Below are 18,424 nucleotides of genomic sequence, written 5' to 3'. Positions count from 1 at the left end.
GGGGAGGATGGGCGCGTGAACGACGTCGTACGCCCTGCCCGCCCGCACCGCAAGCTCACCGAGGACGGGCGGCGGATGCGCGAGGTGCTCACCTACTCGCGCCGGGGCAGCCGCTTCACCCCGCGCCAGGCCGAGTCCTGGGCGGCCCACCACGCCGACTGGGTGATCCCGGAGGACGCCGTCGACCGCCCCGGCTTCTCGCTGACCGAGTGGTTCGGGCGCGAGGCCCCGTTGATCGTCGAGATCGGCTCGGGCATCGGCGAGGCCACCTCGGTGCTCGCCGCCGCGCGTCCCGAGCACAACGTCCTCGCGCTGGAGGTGTGGCTGCCCGGCATCGCCGACTCGCTCTGGCGGGTCGCGGAGGCCGGCGCCGACAACGTGCGCTTCTGCTCCGTCGACGCCGTCTGGTCGCTGGAGAACCTGCTCGGCCCCGCCAGCGTGGCGGAGCTGTGGACCTTCTTCCCCGACCCGTGGCGCAAGACCAAGCACCGCAAGCGGCGCCTGGTCAACCCTGCCAACGCCGCGCTCGCCTCGTCGCGGCTCGTGCCCGGCGGTGCCTGGCGACTGGCCACCGACTGGGCCGACTACGCCACGCAGATGCGTGAGGTGCTCGACGCCGAGCCGACGCTGGTGGGCGGGCCCGTCGAGCGGTGGGCCGAGCGCCCGGTCACCCGGTTCGAGCGCAAGGGCCGCGACGTGGGCCGCGACATCGTCGACCTCTGCTACCGGCGGTCCGTGCGGGACTGATCGAGCACGAGCCCCGCCTCGCGGAGCAGGTGCTCGAGCCGCAGCCGCTCGGCGTCGCGCTCGGTGCCCTCGGGCAGCTCGCTCATCAGGTCGGGCACCTCGAGCGTCCCGGCCGCCTGCGCGAGCAGGTCGTCGTAGGCCGCCATCGTGCCGCGCCGTCGCGCCATCGGGGTGCCCGGTGCCGGGGCGAGGGCCACCCGGCGCACCCGCCGCACGTCGGCGGCCAGCTCCTCGATCGCCGGCGCGGACGTCGGCCCGGCGGGCGGGCTCGGCGGAGGCGGGGCCAGGCGCCTCCTCACCCGGCGCACGACCCGGTCGAGCTCGGTCGGGCACACGGCCCAGCCCATGACGCCTGCCAGCGCCAGTGCGCAGAGGACGAACACGACCATGGCGGCCATGCCTCGACGGTAGGTCGGCCCGGGGGAGAGGGCAAGAGTCGCTCCTGGCGGCGATCAGGCGTAGGCTGGAGCTTGCTTCCGGCACCGCTCGCGCGGTGTCGGAGAGCCCCCGGAGCCGGACGTCGTCGGAGCCGTGCCCTGCGATTTGGTGTGGGCGTGCGGAGTCTGTCAAGATGTTCCGGTTGCTCCGGCGGGTCGCCGGGGTGCTGCACACCTTGACTTCTGAATCGCGTCTCCTTGATCGAGCCAGTCGTCTGCGTGCGCCGCACCGGATCACCTTGGTGATCGGAGACCCGACCAGATCCGACAACCGTCGGGTGCCACCCAGAGCAGTACCGATCCTCACGGGGTCGTGTCCGAAGCCCGATTTTTCCAGTCGGGGGTGCGACACGCCCGACCGCGGGGGTCGGAGGGTGGAGGAGAGACAGGCGGCACTCGCCCACCAGGGGCGAGGGACCGAAACCAGACCAGGCGTACGAGATCGAAGAGGACAGGGACCTATGGCGGGACAGAAGATCCGCATCAGGCTCAAGGCCTATGACCACGAGGTGATCGACACCTCGGCGCGGAAGATCGTGGACACCGTCACCCGTACGGGTGCGAAGGTCGCCGGCCCCGTGCCGCTGCCGACCGAGAAGAACGTGTACTGCGTCATCCGTTCGCCCCACAAGTACAAGGACTCCCGCGAGCACTTCGAGATGCGCACCCACAAGCGCCTGATCGACATCATCGACCCGACGCCGAAGACCGTCGACTCGCTGATGCGTCTCGACCTGCCTGCCGGTGTCGACATCGAGATCAAGCTCTGAGGCGCGACATGGCTAAGACTTTCGAACGCAACGTCAAGGGACTGCTGGGCACCAAGCTCGGCATGACCCAGCTCTGGGACGAGAACAACCGCGTCGTCCCCGTGACCGTCATCGCCGCGAGCACCAACGTGGTGACCCAGGTCCGCCAGCCCGAGGTGGACGGCTACAACGCCATCCAGGTCGGCTTCGGCGAGATCGAGGCCCGCAAGGTGAACTCGCCCGAGACGGGTCACTTCACCAAGGCCGGGGTCACCCCCCGTCGCCACGTCGCGGAGATCCGCACCGCGGACGCCGCCTCCTACACCGTGGGCCAGGAGCTCGGGGTCGACACCTTCGCCGCGGGCGAGGAGATCGACGTCACCGGCACCAGCAAGGGCAAGGGCTTCGCCGGCACGATGAAGCGTCACGGCTTCTCCGGCGTCTCCGCCTCCCACGGTGCCCACCGCAACCACCGCAAGCCCGGCTCCATCGGCGCCTGCGCCACCCCGGGTCGCGTGTTCAAGGGCACCCGCATGTCGGGCCGCATGGGCAACGACACGGTGACCACCCAGAACCTGACGGTGCACGCCGTCGACGCCGACAAGGGCCTGATCCTGCTCAAGGGCGCCGTTCCCGGCCCCCGCGGCGGACTCGTGGTCCTGCGCTCGGCGGCCAAGAAGACGCAGGAGGCCTGAGCATGGCTGTCAAGACCGTCAAGGTCGACCTCCCCGCCGAGATCTTCGACGTCGAGGTCAACATTCCCCTGATCCACCAGGTCGTCGTGGCCCAGCAGGCCGCCGCGCGCCAGGGCTCGCACTCCACCAAGACCCGCGGCGAGGTCCGCGGCGGTGGCCGCAAGCCCTACAAGCAGAAGGGCACCGGCCGCGCCCGCCAGGGCTCGACCCGCGCCCCGCAGTTCGCCGGCGGTGGCACGGTCCACGGCCCGCAGCCGCGCAGCTACGACCAGCGCACCCCCAAGAAGATGAAGGCCGCCGCCCTGCGCGGTGCCCTCTCGGACCGGGCCCGCAACGACCGCGTCCACGTGGTCGACACCCTGGTGTCGGGCGACAAGCCCTCCACCAAGGCCGCGCTGGCCGCGCTGACCTCGCTGACCGACCGCGTGGGCTACCTCGTGGTGCTCGAGCGCTCCGACGCGATCACCTGGCTCTCGCTGCGCAACGCGCCCGAGGTCCACATCGTCGCCGTCGACCAGCTCAACACCTACGACGTGCTCGCTGCTGAGGACGTGGTCTTCACCAAGGGCGCCTACGACGTCTTCGTGGGTGGCGCCTCCTCCGCTCCGGCCGCGAGGTCGGAGAAGGTCGAGACCGAGCAGGCTGCGCCCGCCGCGACCGAGCAGGCCACCGACGAGCCGGCCCTGCCGGCCGGTGCGAAGGCCCCGCTCAAGAGCGGCAAGAACCCCAAGGGCTACGAGGTCCAGGGCCTGCAGTCCGGCAGCTACCTCGTCGAGGGCGACGCCGGCTACGACGTCTCGGGCGGCGACTTCTGGTTCAAGTCCGCCGAGGACGCCGAGGCCGCCGGTCTGACCCGCGCCGACGAGAAGGAGAGCGACAAGTGAGCACCCTGCACAAGGACCACCGCGACGTCCTGATCGCCCCGGTCGTGTCGGAGAAGAGCTACGGCCTGCTCGACGCCAACAAGTACACCTTCATCGTCCACCCGGACGCCAACAAGACCGAGATCAAGATCGCGGTCGAGAAGGTCTTCGACGTCAAGGTCACCTCGGTCAACACGATCAACCGCCAGGGCAAGACCCGTCGCACCCGCTACGGCCTGGGCAAGCGGCCCAACACCAAGCGCGCGATCGTCAGCCTCGCCGAGGGTCACCGCATCGACATCTTCGGAGGTCCGGTCTCCTGACCGGGCTCCTGACTAGGAACTGATATGGCTATCCGCAAGTACAAGCCGACCACCCCGGGCCGTCGTGGCTCGTCGGTGGCCGACTTCGTCGAGATCACCCGGTCCACGCCCGAGAAGTCGCTGACGCGCCCGCTGCCCAAGAACGGCGGCCGCAACAACCAGGGCCGCATCACCACCCGGCACAAGGGTGGCGGTCACAAGCGCGCCTACCGCATCATCGACTTCCGTCGCTACGACAAGGACGGCGTCCCGGCGAAGGTCGCTCACATCGAGTACGACCCCAACCGCACCGCGCGCATCGCGCTGCTGCACTACGCCGACGGCGAGAAGCGCTACATCGTCGCGCCGCGCGGCCTGACGCAGGGCACCGCCGTGGAGTCCGGCCCCAACGCCGACATCAAGCCCGGCAACAACCTGCCGCTGCGCAACATCCCGGTCGGCACGACCATCCACTGCGTGGAGCTGCGTCCGGGCGGCGGCGCGAAGATCGCCCGCTCGGCCGGCAACTCCGCCCAGCTGGTCGCCCGTGAGGGCAGCCGCGCCACGCTGCGCATGCCCTCGGGCGAGATGCGCTTCGTCGACGTGCGCTGCCGCGCGACGATCGGCGAGGTCGGCAACGCCGAGCAGTCCAACATCAACTGGGGCAAGGCCGGCCGCATGCGGTGGAAGGGCGTTCGCCCGACCGTCCGCGGTGTCGTCATGAACCCGGTGGACCACCCGCACGGTGGTGGTGAGGGCAAGACGTCCGGTGGACGTCACCCCGTCTCCCCCTGGGGCAAGCCCGAGGGCCGCACGCGCAAGCGCAAGGCCAGCGACTCCCAGATCATCCGTCGTCGCAAGTCCGGCAAGGGTAGGAAGTAACCGACATGCCTCGCAGCCTCAAGAAGGGCCCCTTCGTCGACGACCACCTTCAGAAGAAGGTGGACGCCGAGAACGAGAAGGGCAGCCACAACGTCATCAAGACCTGGTCGCGCCGGTCGATGATCGTGCCCGACATGATCGGTCACACCATCGCCGTGCACGACGGTCGCAAGCACGTCCCCGTCTTCGTGACCGACTCGATGGTCGGCCACAAGCTCGGGGAGTTCGCCCCGACCCGCACCTACCGCGGGCACGTCAAGGAAGACCGGAAGGGACGCCGTCGATGAGCACCACCGAGCGCAGCCGCACCAGCGCGCGCCGCGAGTCGCTGCTCGGCGACCAGCCGGGCGCGTACGCCAGCGCCCGCTACGTGCGGATCACCCCGATGAAGGCCCGCCGTGTCGTCGACATGGTCCGCGGCCTCCAGGTCGACGAGGCACTGACCCTGCTGCAGTTCGCGCCGCAGGCCGCCTCCGAGACCGTCTACAAGGTGCTCGAGAGCGCCATCGCCAACGCGGAGACCACCGAGGGCCTCAACCGGGCCGACCTCGTGCTCTCCGTCGCCATGGTCGACGAGGGCCCGACGATGAAGCGTTGGCGTCCCCGTGCCCAGGGCCGGGCGACGCGCATCAACAAGCGCACCAGCCACATCACCCTCGCGGTGCAGCCGGCCGACGTGCTGGCCACGAAGAACGGCCGCGCCAACAAGAACGGAAGGGGTGCCTGATGGGTCAGAAGATCAACCCCAACGGCTTCCGCCTGGGCATCTCCACCGACCACAAGAGCCGTTGGTACGCCGACAAGCTCTACAAGTCCTACGTCGGTGAGGACGTCGCCATCCGCAAGCTGCTCTCCAAGGGCATGGAGCGGGCCGGCATCTCCAAGGTCGAGATCGAGCGCACCCGTGACCGCGTGCGCGTCGACATCCACACCGCCCGCCCGGGCATCGTCATCGGTCGCCGCGGCGCCGAGGCCGACCGCATCCGCGGCGAGCTCGAGAAGCTCACCGGCAAGCAGGTGCAGCTCAACATCCTCGAGGTCAAGAACCCCGAGGTCGACGCGCAGCTGGTCGCCCAGGGCGTCGCCGAGCAGCTCTCGGGCCGTGTGCAGTTCCGTCGCGCGATGCGCAAGGCGATGCAGACCTCGATGCGCTCGGGCGCCAAGGGCATCCGGATCCAGTGCTCGGGCCGGCTCAACGGCGCCGAGATGTCGCGCACGGAGTTCTACCGCGAGGGCCGCGTGCCCCTGCACACCCTCCGCGCCGACATCGACTACGGCTTCTACGAGGCCCGCACCACCTTCGGCCGCATCGGCGTGAAGGTCTGGATCTACAAGGGCGAGGTCGCCGGCACCCGTGCCGAGCGCCAGGCCCAGCAGGCCGCCCGCGCCGGTGCCCCCGGTCGCGGTGGCCGTCCCACCACCCGTGGCGGCGACCGTCCGAGCCGTGGCTCGCGCGGCGACCGCGCTCCTCGCACCGAGGCCCCTGCTGAGACCGCAGCGGCCCCCGCCGCCGAGGCTGCACCAAGCACCGGACAGGAGGCCTGACCTCATGTTGATGCCCCGTCGCGTCAAGCACCGCAAGCAGCACCACCCCAAGCGTCGTGGCGTCGCCAAGGGCGGCACCACGCTCGCCTTCGGTGACTTCGGCGTCCAGGCGGTCGAGGGTCACTACGTGACCAACCGGCAGATCGAGTCGGCTCGTATCGCCATGACCCGCCACATCAAGCGAGGCGGAAAGGTCTGGATCAACATCTACCCGGACCGTCCGCTGACCAAGAAGCCGGCCGAGACCCGCATGGGCTCCGGCAAGGGCTCGCCCGAGTGGTGGGTGGCCAACGTCAAGCCCGGCCGCGTCATGTTCGAACTCTCCGGCGTCGACGAGACCACTGCCCGCGAGGCCATGCGCCGCGCGATGCACAAGCTCCCGATGAAGTGCCGGTTCATCTCCCGTGAGGCCGGTGAATTCTGATGGCTACCAAGCTGAACGCCCACGAGCTCGACGAGCTCGACGCACCCGCCCTCGAGGCCAAGCTGCGCGAGGCCAAGGAGGAGCTGTTCAACCTGCGGTTCCAGGCCGCGACCGGCCAGCTGGAGAGCAACAGCCGGCTGCGCGTGGTCAAGAAGGACATCGCCCGGATCTACACCGTGGTGCGCGAGCGCGAGCTCGGCATCCGCACCACCCCGGGCACCAACGAAGAGGCGAAGGCATGAGCGAGAACACTGCCACCCAGTCCGCTGAGCGCAAGCAGCGCAAGGTCCGCGAGGGCCTCGTCGTGAGCGACAAGATGGACAAGACCATCGTCGTCGCCGTCGAGGACCGCGTGAAGCACGCCCTGTACGGCAAGGTGCTGCGCAAGACCTCGCGTCTCAAGGCGCACGACGAGACCAACCAGTGCGGCGTCGGCGACCGGGTCCTGATCATGGAGACCCGCCCGCTGTCGGCCACCAAGCGCTGGCGCCTCGTCGAGGTCCTCGAGAAGGCCAAGTGACCTGAGGCCCCGGCCTCGTGCTCCACATCTTCCACACATCAGTTCGGCCAGGCTCGCTCCCCGCTGAGGGTGCGAGAACCAGCTCGACAACCAGGAGAAATCAATGATCCAGCAGGAGTCGCGACTCAAGGTCGCCGACAACACCGGTGCGAAGGAGATCCTCTGCATCCGTGTTCTCGGTGGCTCTGGGCGTCGCTACGCCGGCATCGGTGACGTCATCGTCGCCACCGTCAAGGACGCGATCCCCGGTGGCAACGTCAAGAAGGGCGACGTCGTCAAGGCCGTCATCGTGCGCACCGTCAAGGAGCGTCGCCGCGCCGACGGTTCCTACATCCGTTTCGACGAGAACGCCGCCGTCATCCTCAAGAACGACGGAGAGCCGCGCGGCACGCGCATCTTCGGCCCCGTCGGCCGCGAGCTGCGCGAGAAGCGCTTCATGAAGATCATCTCGCTCGCCCCGGAGGTGCTGTGAGAGATGGGTAAGCACATGAACATCAAGAAGGGCGACACCGTCAAGGTGATCGCCGGCAAGGACAAGGGTGCCCAGGGCAAGGTCATCTCGGTGCTCCGCGAGGAGGACCGCGTGATCGTCGAGGGAGTCAACCTCGTCAAGCGCCACACCAAGTCCGTCCAGCAGACCAACACCACCGGCGGCATCATCACCCGCGAGGCGCCCATCCACGTCTCCAACGTGATGCTCGTCGAGGGCGACGGCGTCACCCGGGTCGGCTTCCGACGCGACGAGGTCACCAAGCGCCGTCCCGACGGCTCGACCTACGCCGCGGCTCGGTCGGTCCGCGTGTCCCGCAAGAGCGGCAAGGAGATCTGAGATGGCCGAGACCCAGACCACTGAGATTCCCCGTCTCAAGGCGCGCTACCGCGAGGAGATCGTCCCCGCCCTGCGCTCGGAGTTCGAGATCGCCAACATCATGCAGGTGCCCGGCCTGACCAAGATCGTGGTCAACATGGGTGTCGGCGAGGCTGCGCGCGACTCCAAGCTGATCGAGGGCGCGATCCGCGACCTCACCGCGATCACCGGCCAGAAGCCGGCCGTGACCAAGGCCCGCAAGTCCATCGCGCAGTTCAAGCTGCGCGAGGGCATGCCGATCGGCGCCCACGTCACGCTCCGCGGCGACCGCATGTGGGAGTTCCTCGACCGCCTGCTGTCCCTGGCGCTGCCCCGCATCCGCGACTTCCGTGGGCTCTCGCCCAAGCAGTTCGACGGTCGCGGCAACTACACCTTCGGTCTCACCGAGCAGGTCATGTTCCACGAGATCAACCAGGACAGGATCGACCGGTCCCGCGGCATGGACATCACCGTCGTGACCACCGCCACCAACGACGACGAGGGCCGCGCGCTGCTCAAGCAGCTCGGCTTCCCGTTCAAGGAGAACTGACATGGCGAAGACTGCGCTCAAGGTCAAGGCCGCCCGCAAGCCGAAGTTCGCTGTCCGCGGCTACACCCGCTGCCAGCGCTGCGGCCGCCCCAAGGCCGTCTACCGCAAGTTCGGCCTGTGCCGGATCTGCCTGCGGGAGATGGCCCACCGCGGCGAGCTCCCCGGCGTCACCAAGTCCTCCTGGTAATTCACTCACACACGTTGAAGGTCCCGCGGCCGCGAGCCGCGGGAAACCACGACGAGAAAGAACCCCATCATGACGATGACTGACCCGATCGCAGACATGCTCACGCGTCTGCGCAACGCCAACCAGGCGTACCACGACGTGGTGTCGATGCCCTACAGCAAGATGAAGGCCGGCCTCGCCGAGATCCTCAAGCAGGAGGGCTACATCACCTCCTACGACGTCGCGGACAACGTGAGCGCCGAGGGCGAGCCCGCCGTGGGCAAGACGCTGACCGTGACCCTCAAGTACGGCCGCAACCGGGAGCGCTCGATCGCCGGCGTGCGCCGCATCAGCAAGCCCGGCCTGCGCGTCTACGCCAAGAGCACCAACCTGCCCAAGGTCCTCGGGGGCCTCGGCGTCGCGATCATCTCGACGTCGCAGGGCCTGCTGACCGACCGCCAGGCGAACCAGAAGGGCGTGGGCGGCGAAGTCCTCGCCTACGTCTGGTGACCCGGACCATCTGAGACCAGGAAGAGAGAGAAGCATGTCGCGCATTGGCAAGCTCCCCATCGCGGTCCCGTCCGGTGTCGACGTCGCGATCGACGACTCGCTGGTGACCGTCAAGGGCCCCAAGGGCACCCTGTCGCACACCATCGCCTCGCCGATCACGGTCGCCAAGGGCGAGGACGGCATCCTCGAGGTGCAGCGTCCCGACGACGACCGCACCAGCCGCTCGCTGCACGGACTGACCCGCACGCTGATCCACAACATGGTCGTCGGCGTGACCGACGGCTACGAGAAGAAGCTCGAGATCGTGGGCGTGGGCTACCGCGTCCTGCCCAAGGGCCCGACGCAGCTGGAGTTCCAGCTCGGCTACTCGCACCCGATCATCTTCGACGCCCCCGAGGGCATCACCTTCACTGTCGAGGGACCGACCAAGCTCGGAGTCGTCGGCATCGACAAGCAGCTCGTCGGAGAGGTCGCGGCCAAGATCCGCAAGCTCCGCAAGCCTGAGCCCTACAAGGGCAAGGGCGTGCGCTACTCCGGCGAGCACATCCGCCGCAAGGTCGGAAAGGCCGGTAAGTGACATGGCGATCTCGCTGTCCAACAACAAGCACACCGCCCCGCGCGTTCGCGCCCGTCTGCGCCGCCAGGCGCGCGGTCGCAAGCGGATCCACGGCACGACCGAGCGCCCGCGCCTGGTCGTGACCCGCTCGGCGCGTCACATCACGGTGCAGGTCGTCGACGACCTCGCCGGTGCGACGCTGGCCTACGCCTCGTCGATGGAGGCCGACGTCCGCAGCGCGGGCGGCGACAAGACCGACCAGGCCAAGAAGGTCGGCGCGCTCGTGGCCGACCGGGCCAAGGCGGCTGGCATCGACGACGTGGTCTTCGACCGCGCCGGCAACAAGTACCACGGTCGCATCGCGGCCCTGGCTGACGCCGCCCGTGAGGGCGGCCTCCAGTTCTGATCGCCCGACACCCAGAAATGATGATTAAGGAGCAAGTCTCATGAGCGGAGCCCAGCGCGGACAGCGCGGTGGCGAGCGCCAGTCTGGTGACCGTCGCGGACGCGACAACGGTCGCAACCAGGCTGACAAGACCGCCTACATCGAGCGCGTCGTGGCGATCAACCGAGTCGCCAAGGTCGTGAAGGGTGGTCGTCGCTTCAGCTTCACCGCCCTCGTGATCGTCGGCGACGGTGAAGGTCTGGTCGGCGTCGGCTACGGCAAGGCGAAGGAAGTTCCCGCGGCGATCGCCAAGGGTGTCGAGGAGGCCAAGAAGCACTTCTTCAAGGTCCCCCGCATCCAGGGCACGATCCCGCACCCGGTGCAGGGCGAGAAGGCTGCAGGCGTCGTCCTGCTGCGTCCCGCCGCCCCCGGTACCGGCGTCATCGCCGGTGGCCCGGTGCGTGCGGTCCTCGAGTGCGCCGGCATCCACGACGTGCTGAGCAAGTCGCTCGGCTCGTCCAACCAGATCAACATCGTCCACGCGACCGTCGAGGCGCTGCGGATGCTCGAGGAGCCCGAGGCCGTGGCTGCTCGCCGCGGCATGCGGGTCGAGGACGTCACCCCGGCCGCCCTGCTCAGGGCGCGCGCCGAGGGCGCTGCGGAGGTGTCGGCCTGATGGCTCAGCTCAAGGTCCAGCAGAAGCGCGGGCTGGTCGGCCTCAAGGCCAACCAGCGCGAGACGCTTCGCTCGCTCGGTCTGAAGCGGATCGGCGACGTCGTCGTGAAGGAAGACCGCCCGGAGATCCGGGGCATGATCAACACTGTCCGTCACCTGGTGACGTTCGAGGAGGTGGAGTGACATGACGCTCAAGCTGCACCACTTGCGTCCCGCTCCGGGCGCCAAGACCGCCAAGACCCGCGTGGGTCGCGGTGAGGGCTCCAAGGGAAAGACCGCGGGTCGCGGCACCAAGGGCACCAAGGCGCGCTACCAGGTGCCTGCTGCCTTCGAGGGTGGCCAGATGCCGATCCACATGCGCCTGCCCAAGTTGAAGGGCTTCAAGAACCCCTTCCGCGTGGAGTTCCAGGTCGTCAACCTCGACCGGCTCGGCGAGCTGTTCCCCGACGGTGGCACCGTGACCGTCGAGGACCTGGTCGCCAAGGGTGCCGTTCGCAAGAACCAGCCCGTCAAGGTCCTGGGCCAGGGCGACATCTCCGTCGCCGTCCAGGTCAGTGCCGACGCGTTCTCGAGCTCCGCCAAGGAGAAGATCGAGGCCGCCGGCGGCTCCGTGACCGTGTCCTGAGGCCACGATCTCGCTCATCCGGTGAAGGCCTGGCCGCACAGTGGGAACTGTCGGCCGGGCCTTTGTCGTTGAGCGGGGAAGCAGGTCCCACCCCGGCTGTTAGGCTTCCCCGGGCCCTCTGCCGTACGACGGCGAGGGTGTCTCGTCCGCCCGCCGATCCTGGCCGGGCACCCATACGAAAGAGGAACCAGTGCTAGGCGCGTTCGCCAACGCTTTCCGGACTCCGGACCTGCGGCGCAAGCTGCTCTTCGTCCTGCTGGTCATCACGATCTTCCGGCTCGGCTCCCAGGTGCCCACCCCCGGTGTGCACGTCGCCAACGTCCAGGCGTGCATCAACCAGCTGGAGGAGGGCGGGCTCTACAGCCTGATCAACCTCTTCTCGGGTGGTGCGCTGCTGCAGCTCACCATCTTCGCGCTGGGGATCATGCCGTACATCACGGCCTCCATCATCCTCCAGCTGCTCGTCGTGGTGATCCCACGGCTCGAGGCGCTGAAGAAGGAGGGGCAGGCCGGGCAGACGAAGATCACCCAGTACACGCGCTACCTCACCCTGGGCCTGGCCGTCCTCCAAGCGACCGGCATCGTGGCCCTCGCCCGCAACGGCGCCCTGCTGCAGGGCTGCACGCGCGACCTGCTGCACGACGACGGCACCGCGACGTTCCTCGTCATGGTCATCACCATGACCGCGGGCACCGCGGTCATCATGTGGCTCGGCGAGCTGATCACCGACCGCGGCATCGGCAACGGCATGTCGATCCTCATCTTCACCCAGGTCGTCGCCACCTTCCCGGCCGCGCTGTGGGGCGTGCAGACCTCGCAGGGCTGGGTCACCTTCGCCATCGTCATGGTCATCGGCCTCGTCCTGGTCGCGGGCGTCATCTTCATCGAGCAGGCCCAGCGCCGCATCCCGGTGCAGTACGCCCGCCGGATGGTCGGGCGCAAGATGTTCGGCGGCAACTCGACCTACATCCCGCTCAAGGTCAACCAGGCCGGCATCATCCCGGTCATCTTCGCCTCGTCGCTGCTCTACCTGCCGGCGATGGCGGTGCAGTTCAACCCCGAGAGCCAGAACCCCGTGCTCGACTTCATCGGGACCTACTTCGTCAACGGCGACCACCCGCTCTACATGGCGACCTACTTCCTGCTGATCATCTTCTTCACGTACTTCTACGTCTCGATCACCTTCAACCCTGTCGAGGTGGCGGACAACATGAAGAAGTACGGCGGCTTCATCCCCGGGATCCGGGCGGGCAAGCCGACCGAGGACTACCTGTCCTACGTCCTGTCCCGCATCACGTTCCCTGGAGCGCTCTACCTCGGCCTGATCTCGTTGGTCCCGCTCGTCGCGTTCGCGATGATCCAGGCCAACCAGAACTTCCCGTTCGGCGGCACGTCGATCCTCATCATGGTCGGCGTCGCGCTCGACACCGTGAAGCAGATCGAGAGCCAGCTCCAGCAGCGCAACTACGAAGGATTCCTGAAGTAGATGAGACTCATCCTGATGGGCCCGCCCGGGGCCGGCAAGGGCACGCAGGCCCGCTTCGTGGCCGAGCACTTCGGCATCCCGGCGATCTCCACCGGCGACATCTTCCGGGCCAACGTCAGCCAGGGCACGCCCCTCGGTGTCGAGGCCAAGCGCTACATGGACGCAGGCGAGTACGTCCCCGACGAGGTCACCAACCTGATGGTGCGCAACCGCATCGACGAGGACGACGCCGCACCGGGCTTCCTGCTCGACGGCTACCCCCGCACCCTGGCCCAGGTGGGCGAGCTCGACGAGATGATCGGCTTCACCGGCCACCGCCTCGACGCCGTCGTGGTGCTCACGGTGGACGCCGAGGAGCTCGTCCAGCGACTGCTCAACCGCGCGGTGACCGACGGGCGCACCGACGACACCGAGGACGTCATCCGGCGCCGCCAGGAGGTCTACGCCGAGCAGACCGAGCCGCTCATCGAGGTCTACCGCGAGCGCGGCATCCTGATCGAGGTCGACGGGATGGGCGAGGTCGACGAGGTCACCGAGCGCATCTTCGGGGCCCTCGACGCCGTCATGCAGAGCTGAGGGCTGGTCGCACCCATGGGCTTCCGCGACCGCGGGATCGAGATCAAGACCCCTGAGCAGATCGACCTGATGCGGGTCGCCGGACTGCTGGTGGGGCAGACCCTCGAGCTGCTGCGCTCCGCGGTCCGGCCCGGGGTGACGACGCTCGAGCTCGACACCCTCGCCGAGACCCACATCCGCGACCACGGTGGCGTGCCGTCGTTCAAGGGCTACAGCCACCCGCCGTTCCCCGCGACGATCTGCGCGTCCGTCAACGACGAGGTCGTGCACGGCATCCCCGGCCCGCGCACGCTCGCCGAGGGCGACGTGATCTCGATCGACTGCGGCGCGATCGTCGCCGGCTGGCACGGCGACGCCGCCATCACGGTCCCCGTGGGCGAGGTCTCCGACGACGTGGCCGAGCTGCTGAGGGTGACCGAGGAGTCGCTCTGGCGCGGGATGGCCGCTGCCCGGCTCGGCGGGCGGGTCTCCGACATCAGCCACGCGGTCGAGACCTACGTGCGCTCCCAGGGCCGCTACGGCATCCTCGAGGACTACACCGGCCACGGCATCGGCACCGAGATGCACATGGCGCCCAACGTGCCCAACGTCGGGCGCCGCGGCCGCGGGCCCTCGATCGTGGAGGGCCTCGCGCTCGCGGTCGAGCCGATGGTCACCCTCGGCAGCAAGCACACCGACCTCCACGAGGACGAGTGGACCGTCGCCACCGTCGACGGCTCCTACGCCGCCCACTTCGAGCACACGTTCACCGTGACCCCCGAAGGGGCCTGGGTGCTCACCGCCGTCGACGGCGGCCGCGAGCGGCTGGCGGCGCTCGGCGTCCCATTCGGCGGACGCTGACCCTGGGGTTCGTGCCCACCTCGACGGGCGTGACAGACTGACGCGGTTGGAGGGGAGTATTCCCTGGTAGTGGTGTCGTCAGTACGGCGTCCGCGCGAGCGGCGCCCGGTGCCACTGGTCCGCCCGGGTCGGGCGGGCGGAAGAGACCTCTGGCGTCCGTGCCGTGCACGGACCCCGATCTCGCCTCATCCCTAGGAGCAAGCAGCGTGGACGTACCCACCTGGGTCTGGATCGCCACTGGCGTGGTGACCCTCGCGATCTTCACCTTCGACCTCGCCGTGGTCGGCCGCCGGCCGCACGAGCCGAGCATGAAGGAGTGCGCGACCTACCTGTCGATCTACGTCGGCATGGCCATCCTGTTCGGCCTCGGCGTCTGGTACTCCGCAGGCGGAACGCCGGCGCTGGAGTTCTACTCCGGCTGGCTGGTGGAGTACTCGCTCTCCATCGACAACCTCTTCATCTTCATCATCATCATGGCGAAGTTCGCGGTGCCCCGCGAGCTCCAGCAGTACGCCCTGATGATCGGCATCGTGATGGCCCTGGCGATGCGGGCGGTCTTCATCGCCGTCGGCGCCGCGGCGATCAACAACTTCAGCTGGGTCTTCTACCTCTTCGGCCTCTTCCTCGTCTACACGGCGATCAAGCTGGCCAAGGAGGGCTCGGAGGACGAGGACGACGAGTTCGAGGAGAACAAGCTCGTCGCGTTCGTCGAGCGCCGCTTCCCCGCGACCTCGGAGTGGCACGGCAAGAAGCTGATCGTGAGCGGGGAGCAGGCGAAGAAGATGATCACGCCGATGTTCATCGTGATCATCACCCTCGGCACGACCGACCTGCTGTTCGCGCTGGACTCGATCCCGGCCATCTTCGGCATCACCAAGGAGCCCTACCTGGTGCTCACGGCCAACATCTTCGCGCTGATGGGCCTGCGCCAGCTCTACTTCCTCATCGGCGGCCTGCTCCAGCGCCTGATCTACCTGTCCTACGGCCTGGCGTTCCTGCTGGCCTTCATCGGCGTGAAGCTGTTCTTCCACGCGCTCCACGAGAACGAGCTTCCGTTCATCAACGGCGGCCAGCACCTCGACTACGCCTGGCTGGAGATCCCGATCTGGCTCTCCCTGGTGGTCATCGTGGCCACGCTCGCGATCACCGCGGTCGTGTCGCTGTGGGCCTCGAGCCGGATGTCGGACCAGGAGCAGGACGCGGCCACCGGGCCGCGCCGCGACTGGGAGGACGACTGACCACGGCCTGACGCCGGGACCCGCGGGTCAGGACACGCAGGTGCTCGCACTGGGCGAGTTGTCCGACCCGCGGGTCATCCGCACATCGAGGCACACCGGGTCGTCGGTGCGGACGAGCAGCCGCCTGCGGGTCGTGGTGCCGTACTCGTCGGTGTCGTCGCGGTGCCAGCCGAACGAGTCGCCCGGCTCGACCGGCACCGGCGGGCGCCAGGTGAACAGCACGCCGCGCGGCGTGCGGGCGCCGTTGAGCGTGACCGCCTCGGTGAGCACGTCGGGCACCACGTCGGCCGGCGTCTGCGACTCGGTCGGCACGACCACCCCGGGGTCCTCGCGGCGGTCGTCCCCGCCGAGCAGGAGGAAGCCGAGCACCACGGCGAGCAGCGCCGCCCCCACGCCGGCCCAGACCAGTGCGGGCACGTGGCCGCGCTGTTGCTCCTCGCCCTCGCCCACGGGGACGGGGTCCTGCGCGGCGATGCGCCGCGGACCGCTCGCGGAGATCACGGTGACGGGCTTCATCGCCGTGGCGTCCTCGGCCTCCTCGGCGCGCGCGGCGGCCTCGCCGGCCGGTGAGGCGCTGACCGACGAGTCGGGACGGTCGCCCTCGACGGCCACCGGCGTGCGCGGCCAGCCGGCGGCGGCCTCGATCCGCTGGAGCGCCCGGGCCAGCTCGAGGGCGCTGGCGGGCCGGTGCTCGGGGCGCTTGGACAGGCACTGCTGCAGCAGCCGGTCGAGCGCCGGCGGGACGTCGGGGCGCTGGGTGGCCGGCGGGGCGGCGTGCAGGATGCGGGCGCTGAGGGCACGGGTGGAGTTGTCGCCGGACGGGATCGAGAACGGCGAGCGTCCGACCAGCAGGTGCCAGATGGTGGCGCCGAGGGAGTAGACGTCGGAGGCCACCGAGCCGTTGGAGCGGCCGTCGAGCAGCTCCGGCGGCGACCACGGGTAGGAGATGCGGACGTCGTTGTCGCCCTCGATGTCGGCGATGTGCCCCGCGATGCCGAAGTCGGTGAGCGCCGGCTCGTGGTAGCTGGTGACCAGCACGTTGCTCGGCTTGATGTCGCGGTGCAGGATGCCCGAGCGGTGCGCGGTCTCGATGGCACTGGCCAGCTTGATCCCGGTGGAGACGGCGTCGACGGGTGCCATCGGGTTGGCACGCACCCGCACGCCCAGGTCGGGCGGCGGGCAGTAGCGCATCACCAGGAACGGCCGGCCGCCCTCGGCCGTCACCCCGGCGGTGATCACCGAGACGATGTAGGGGTGGTCGGCCAGGCGCGCCATCGCGTTGGCCTCGGCCGTGAAGAGGTACTTCTCCCGGTCGGTCAGCGGCACGTCGGGGCGCACGACCTTGACCGCGACCCGCTGCCGCGGCCACTGCTGCTCGTAGAGGAACACGTCGGCGAACCCGCCGCTGCCCAGGTGCTCGACGAACGCGAACCCCGGGATGACTGGGGCGCTCACCGGGCGACCGCCCCCGACTCGAAGCGCACGCTGTAGACGTGCGCCATGTCGAGGACGGTGCCGGGCTCGAGGACGTAGGCGTCGCCGGGCCGCATCCGCTCGGGGTCACGCCCCGGCGGCGCGATGGTGGTGCCACCGCGGCTCTCGAGGTCGCGGGCGACGACGTCCCAGCCCTCGAGCTCGATCTGCAGGTGGCGGCGCGAGACGAACGAGTGGTCGGAGGGCAGGTGGACCAGGTGCGGCCAGTCGGTGCTGCCCTCGGGCGGCGCGGGCTTGCGGCCCAGGATCACGCCGCGGTCCAGCGGCACCACCTCGCCGGTCGGCAGCCGAAGCCCGCCCAGGGGCGGGCGGTCGACGCGACGCGGCTCCTGCGGGGCGACGCGCTGGTGGCACACCCGGCACTGCGGCGCGGCCGGGGGAGTGAGGTGGCCCAGCGGGCAGCTCACCGCGAGCACGGTCGGGACCGTGCTGTGCGCGAGGTGCGAGGGGCGCAGCGTCGTTGACCCGTCGTGGTCGTCGTCGGACGCCCCGGCGGGGGCGGGCGCGGGCCGGATCGTGGTGTGCGCGCCCTCCTCGATCCGCTGCATGAGGAGCGGGTCCGGCTCGGAGGTGTCGACCAGGGAGCCGGTGTCCTCGACGCGGTGGCGCACGCGGGTGCGTGGCGGCGGGCCGTCGGGCCCCTTGGCGGCGAGGATGTCGGCGGGGATCCCGTCGATGAGCGCGGTGGACGCGGCCGGGGGAGGAGCGCCCTCGTCGACACGCGGTGCGGGGGCGGGGCGCGTCGAGACCGGCGTCAGCTCCACGCGGTCGGCGGCCACCACCCCGCCCACGAGGCGCCGGGTCGGCGCCGGGTCGCCGGGGTCGGCGCCGCCGTCGAGGGCCAGCACGCGGGACGGGCCGGAGAGGCGTACGTGGCCGGAGCCCCGCGACAGCGTGCTCGAGGCTCCCGAGGTGAAGTCGGCCAGGGCCAGGCCGGGCGGGTCGCCGTCGAAGGCCTTCTCCGCGATGGCGAGCACCCGCTCGGCGACGCTCGGGCCCGACGGTGCGCTCAGCGACAGTGCGTCCCAGATGTCCTGGAGCACCTGCTCGTCACCGGGGTCGGTGAGCAGCACCCAGTGCGCCCCCCGGCCGACGAGCACGCCGGTCCCGCTGGCGTACCGCGCTTCCACGATCAACGTCGGCTCCCCTCGTGCACCGCCACGGCGCCATCATCACCCATCACACCAGTCCCGCGCACATGGTCTGGACTTCTCGAAAACTTGTCGAACCCCGGAGGCATACTTACCCTCCTCTGGGGGATCGCGGCGGGCGCACCCCCATCCGTGGGGCCAAGGGGGGACCGACGTGGCAC

29 protein-coding genes are annotated in these 18,424 nt (G+C 69.5%); 26 read left to right on the top strand and 3 right to left on the bottom strand.

The window, feature by feature from the left end; all coding sequences use genetic code 11:
* Positions 1-15 precede the first annotated feature (15 nt).
* Positions 16-747: a tRNA (guanine(46)-N(7))-methyltransferase TrmB gene (trmB, locus tag AC4H2S_RS13590; RefSeq protein WP_491497513.1), complete on the top strand. Its 732-nt coding sequence runs from the start codon at positions 16-18 to the stop codon at positions 745-747.
* Here trmB and AC4H2S_RS13585 read toward each other — a convergent pair.
* The gene (locus AC4H2S_RS13585; protein ID WP_491497512.1) at positions 723-1,145 is read right to left on the bottom strand and encodes a hypothetical protein; all 423 of its coding nucleotides are present in this window, start codon (positions 1,143-1,145) and stop codon (positions 723-725) included. The two genes, trmB and AC4H2S_RS13585, sit on opposite strands and share 25 nt — an antisense overlap.
* A gap of 500 nt (positions 1,146-1,645) precedes the next feature.
* On the opposite strand from AC4H2S_RS13585, the gene rpsJ reads away from it, so the two are divergent.
* The 25 genes from rpsJ to AC4H2S_RS13460 all read left to right on the top strand — a co-directional run bounded on the left by rpsJ (position 1,646) and on the right by AC4H2S_RS13460 (position 15,618).
* The gene (gene rpsJ / locus AC4H2S_RS13580; protein ID WP_008360994.1) at positions 1,646-1,954 is read left to right on the top strand and encodes a 30S ribosomal protein S10; all 309 of its coding nucleotides are present in this window, start codon (positions 1,646-1,648) and stop codon (positions 1,952-1,954) included.
* An 8-nt stretch (positions 1,955-1,962) separates the two neighbouring features.
* Positions 1,963-2,628 (top strand): 50S ribosomal protein L3, encoded by a 666-nt coding sequence (rplC, locus tag AC4H2S_RS13575; RefSeq protein WP_491497511.1) that lies wholly within the window; start codon positions 1,963-1,965, stop codon positions 2,626-2,628.
* Positions 2,629-2,630: 2 nt separating this feature from the next.
* Positions 2,631-3,512 (top strand): 50S ribosomal protein L4, sunset domain variant, encoded by an 882-nt coding sequence (gene rplD / locus AC4H2S_RS13570; protein ID WP_491497510.1) that lies wholly within the window; start codon positions 2,631-2,633, stop codon positions 3,510-3,512.
* Positions 3,509-3,814: a 50S ribosomal protein L23 gene (gene rplW / locus AC4H2S_RS13565; protein WP_186342465.1), complete on the top strand. Its 306-nt coding sequence runs from the start codon at positions 3,509-3,511 to the stop codon at positions 3,812-3,814. Before rplD ends, rplW begins: the two co-directional genes overlap by 4 nt.
* Positions 3,815-3,838: 24 nt before the next feature.
* Positions 3,839-4,675: a 50S ribosomal protein L2 gene (gene rplB / locus AC4H2S_RS13560; RefSeq protein WP_491497509.1), complete on the top strand. Its 837-nt coding sequence runs from the start codon at positions 3,839-3,841 to the stop codon at positions 4,673-4,675.
* Positions 4,676-4,680: 5 nt separating this feature from the next.
* Complete coding sequence (rpsS, locus tag AC4H2S_RS13555; RefSeq protein ID WP_090969263.1) at positions 4,681-4,962, top strand: 30S ribosomal protein S19; 282 nt, start codon at positions 4,681-4,683, stop codon at positions 4,960-4,962.
* Entirely contained in the window at positions 4,959-5,402 is a 444-nt protein-coding gene (gene rplV / locus AC4H2S_RS13550; protein WP_491497508.1) for a 50S ribosomal protein L22, read from the top strand. Before rpsS ends, rplV begins: the two co-directional genes overlap by 4 nt.
* Positions 5,402-6,220 (top strand): 30S ribosomal protein S3, encoded by an 819-nt coding sequence (gene rpsC, locus AC4H2S_RS13545; protein WP_491497507.1) that lies wholly within the window; start codon positions 5,402-5,404, stop codon positions 6,218-6,220. The genes rplV and rpsC overlap by 1 nt, the downstream gene beginning before the upstream one ends.
* A 4-nt stretch (positions 6,221-6,224) precedes the next feature.
* Positions 6,225-6,644: a 50S ribosomal protein L16 gene (gene rplP, locus AC4H2S_RS13540; RefSeq protein ID WP_491497506.1), complete on the top strand. Its 420-nt coding sequence runs from the start codon at positions 6,225-6,227 to the stop codon at positions 6,642-6,644.
* Positions 6,644-6,886, top strand: coding sequence for a 50S ribosomal protein L29 (gene rpmC, locus AC4H2S_RS13535; protein ID WP_491497505.1), 243 nt, complete (start codon positions 6,644-6,646; stop codon positions 6,884-6,886). Before rplP ends, rpmC begins: the two co-directional genes overlap by 1 nt.
* Positions 6,883-7,164, top strand: coding sequence for a 30S ribosomal protein S17 (rpsQ, locus tag AC4H2S_RS13530; protein ID WP_491497504.1), 282 nt, complete (start codon positions 6,883-6,885; stop codon positions 7,162-7,164). The genes rpmC and rpsQ overlap by 4 nt, the downstream gene beginning before the upstream one ends.
* 103 nt (positions 7,165-7,267) lie before the next feature.
* The gene (rplN, locus tag AC4H2S_RS13525; RefSeq protein ID WP_056887123.1) at positions 7,268-7,636 is read left to right on the top strand and encodes a 50S ribosomal protein L14; all 369 of its coding nucleotides are present in this window, start codon (positions 7,268-7,270) and stop codon (positions 7,634-7,636) included.
* A 3-nt stretch (positions 7,637-7,639) separates the two neighbouring features.
* Positions 7,640-7,993 (top strand): 50S ribosomal protein L24, encoded by a 354-nt coding sequence (gene rplX, locus AC4H2S_RS13520; RefSeq protein ID WP_491497503.1) that lies wholly within the window; start codon positions 7,640-7,642, stop codon positions 7,991-7,993.
* A gap of 1 nt (position 7,994) precedes the next feature.
* Entirely contained in the window at positions 7,995-8,561 is a 567-nt protein-coding gene (rplE, locus tag AC4H2S_RS13515; RefSeq protein WP_186342458.1) for a 50S ribosomal protein L5, read from the top strand.
* A gap of 1 nt (position 8,562) precedes the next feature.
* Positions 8,563-8,748 (top strand): type Z 30S ribosomal protein S14, encoded by a 186-nt coding sequence (locus AC4H2S_RS13510; RefSeq protein ID WP_011757321.1) that lies wholly within the window; start codon positions 8,563-8,565, stop codon positions 8,746-8,748.
* 69 nt (positions 8,749-8,817) lie between these two features.
* Positions 8,818-9,237 carry a 30S ribosomal protein S8 gene (gene rpsH / locus AC4H2S_RS13505; RefSeq protein ID WP_135838853.1) on the top strand — a complete coding sequence of 140 codons (420 nt, stop codon included), beginning with the start codon at positions 8,818-8,820 and terminating at the stop codon, positions 9,235-9,237.
* Positions 9,238-9,271: 34 nt separating this feature from the next.
* Entirely contained in the window at positions 9,272-9,814 is a 543-nt protein-coding gene (rplF, locus tag AC4H2S_RS13500) for a 50S ribosomal protein L6 (protein WP_491497502.1), read from the top strand.
* A 1-nt stretch (position 9,815) separates the two neighbouring features.
* Entirely contained in the window at positions 9,816-10,199 is a 384-nt protein-coding gene (gene rplR / locus AC4H2S_RS13495) for a 50S ribosomal protein L18 (RefSeq protein WP_491497501.1), read from the top strand.
* A 40-nt stretch (positions 10,200-10,239) separates the two neighbouring features.
* Positions 10,240-10,854: a 30S ribosomal protein S5 gene (gene rpsE / locus AC4H2S_RS13490; RefSeq protein ID WP_491497500.1), complete on the top strand. Its 615-nt coding sequence runs from the start codon at positions 10,240-10,242 to the stop codon at positions 10,852-10,854.
* A complete protein-coding gene (gene rpmD / locus AC4H2S_RS13485; RefSeq protein WP_056599717.1) occupies positions 10,854-11,036 on the top strand; it encodes a 50S ribosomal protein L30 in 183 nt (60 codons plus the stop codon). Before rpsE ends, rpmD begins: the two co-directional genes overlap by 1 nt.
* Position 11,037: 1 nt before the next feature.
* Entirely contained in the window at positions 11,038-11,478 is a 441-nt protein-coding gene (gene rplO, locus AC4H2S_RS13480) for a 50S ribosomal protein L15 (RefSeq protein ID WP_491497499.1), read from the top strand.
* A 190-nt stretch (positions 11,479-11,668) separates the two neighbouring features.
* Positions 11,669-12,964, top strand: a complete 1,296-nt coding sequence (gene secY, locus AC4H2S_RS13475; RefSeq protein ID WP_491497498.1) for a preprotein translocase subunit SecY — start codon at positions 11,669-11,671, stop codon at positions 12,962-12,964.
* Positions 12,965-13,540: an adenylate kinase gene (locus AC4H2S_RS13470; RefSeq protein ID WP_491497497.1), complete on the top strand. Its 576-nt coding sequence runs from the start codon at positions 12,965-12,967 to the stop codon at positions 13,538-13,540. It begins immediately after the preceding gene.
* A gap of 15 nt (positions 13,541-13,555) precedes the next feature.
* Positions 13,556-14,380 (top strand): type I methionyl aminopeptidase, encoded by an 825-nt coding sequence (gene map, locus AC4H2S_RS13465; RefSeq protein ID WP_491497496.1) that lies wholly within the window; start codon positions 13,556-13,558, stop codon positions 14,378-14,380.
* A 206-nt stretch (positions 14,381-14,586) separates the two neighbouring features.
* On the top strand, positions 14,587-15,618 hold the full coding sequence (locus AC4H2S_RS13460; RefSeq protein WP_491497495.1) for a TerC family protein: 1,032 nt from the start codon (positions 14,587-14,589) through the stop codon (positions 15,616-15,618).
* 27 nt (positions 15,619-15,645) lie between these two features.
* Here AC4H2S_RS13460 and AC4H2S_RS13455 read toward each other — a convergent pair whose 3' ends face one another.
* The gene (locus AC4H2S_RS13455) at positions 15,646-17,073 is read right to left on the bottom strand and encodes a serine/threonine protein kinase (RefSeq protein WP_491497494.1); all 1,428 of its coding nucleotides are present in this window, start codon (positions 17,071-17,073) and stop codon (positions 15,646-15,648) included.
* Positions 17,070-18,242: an FHA domain-containing protein gene (locus AC4H2S_RS13450; protein WP_491497493.1), complete on the bottom strand. Its 1,173-nt coding sequence runs from the start codon at positions 18,240-18,242 to the stop codon at positions 17,070-17,072. The genes AC4H2S_RS13455 and AC4H2S_RS13450 overlap by 4 nt, the downstream gene beginning before the upstream one ends.
* Positions 18,243-18,424: the final 182 nt, after the last annotated feature.

The organism is Nocardioides sp. Z13_37 (assembly GCF_058355585.1).
Note: the sequence above shows the minus strand (reverse complement) of the source record. Positions and strands in the feature narration are given on the sequence as shown.

Coding starts and splice junctions, on each gene's coding strand:
- rplB (WP_491497509.1), top strand. CDS start 3,839: ATGGCTATCCGCAAGTACAAGCCGACCACCCCGGGCCGTCGTGGCTCG.
- rpmD (WP_056599717.1), top strand. CDS start 10,854: ATGGCTCAGCTCAAGGTCCAGCAGAAGCGCGGGCTGGTCGGCCTCAAG.
- rplE (WP_186342458.1), top strand. CDS start 7,995: ATGGCCGAGACCCAGACCACTGAGATTCCCCGTCTCAAGGCGCGCTAC.
- rpsC (WP_491497507.1), top strand. CDS start 5,402: ATGGGTCAGAAGATCAACCCCAACGGCTTCCGCCTGGGCATCTCCACC.
- rpsS (WP_090969263.1), top strand. CDS start 4,681: ATGCCTCGCAGCCTCAAGAAGGGCCCCTTCGTCGACGACCACCTTCAG.
- AC4H2S_RS13510 (WP_011757321.1), top strand. CDS start 8,563: ATGGCGAAGACTGCGCTCAAGGTCAAGGCCGCCCGCAAGCCGAAGTTC.
- rpsQ (WP_491497504.1), top strand. CDS start 6,883: ATGAGCGAGAACACTGCCACCCAGTCCGCTGAGCGCAAGCAGCGCAAG.
- rplF (WP_491497502.1), top strand. CDS start 9,272: ATGTCGCGCATTGGCAAGCTCCCCATCGCGGTCCCGTCCGGTGTCGAC.
- rplO (WP_491497499.1), top strand. CDS start 11,038: ATGACGCTCAAGCTGCACCACTTGCGTCCCGCTCCGGGCGCCAAGACC.
- rplC (WP_491497511.1), top strand. CDS start 1,963: ATGGCTAAGACTTTCGAACGCAACGTCAAGGGACTGCTGGGCACCAAG.
- AC4H2S_RS13585 (WP_491497512.1), bottom strand. CDS start 1,145: ATGGCCGCCATGGTCGTGTTCGTCCTCTGCGCACTGGCGCTGGCAGGC.
- rpsH (WP_135838853.1), top strand. CDS start 8,818: ATGACGATGACTGACCCGATCGCAGACATGCTCACGCGTCTGCGCAAC.
- rplP (WP_491497506.1), top strand. CDS start 6,225: ATGTTGATGCCCCGTCGCGTCAAGCACCGCAAGCAGCACCACCCCAAG.
- rplN (WP_056887123.1), top strand. CDS start 7,268: ATGATCCAGCAGGAGTCGCGACTCAAGGTCGCCGACAACACCGGTGCG.
- rplD (WP_491497510.1), top strand. CDS start 2,631: ATGGCTGTCAAGACCGTCAAGGTCGACCTCCCCGCCGAGATCTTCGAC.
- rplV (WP_491497508.1), top strand. CDS start 4,959: ATGAGCACCACCGAGCGCAGCCGCACCAGCGCGCGCCGCGAGTCGCTG.
- AC4H2S_RS13470 (WP_491497497.1), top strand. CDS start 12,965: ATGAGACTCATCCTGATGGGCCCGCCCGGGGCCGGCAAGGGCACGCAG.
- rpsJ (WP_008360994.1), top strand. CDS start 1,646: ATGGCGGGACAGAAGATCCGCATCAGGCTCAAGGCCTATGACCACGAG.
- map (WP_491497496.1), top strand. CDS start 13,556: ATGGGCTTCCGCGACCGCGGGATCGAGATCAAGACCCCTGAGCAGATC.
- rpmC (WP_491497505.1), top strand. CDS start 6,644: ATGGCTACCAAGCTGAACGCCCACGAGCTCGACGAGCTCGACGCACCC.
- rpsE (WP_491497500.1), top strand. CDS start 10,240: ATGAGCGGAGCCCAGCGCGGACAGCGCGGTGGCGAGCGCCAGTCTGGT.
- rplR (WP_491497501.1), top strand. CDS start 9,816: ATGGCGATCTCGCTGTCCAACAACAAGCACACCGCCCCGCGCGTTCGC.
- rplX (WP_491497503.1), top strand. CDS start 7,640: ATGGGTAAGCACATGAACATCAAGAAGGGCGACACCGTCAAGGTGATC.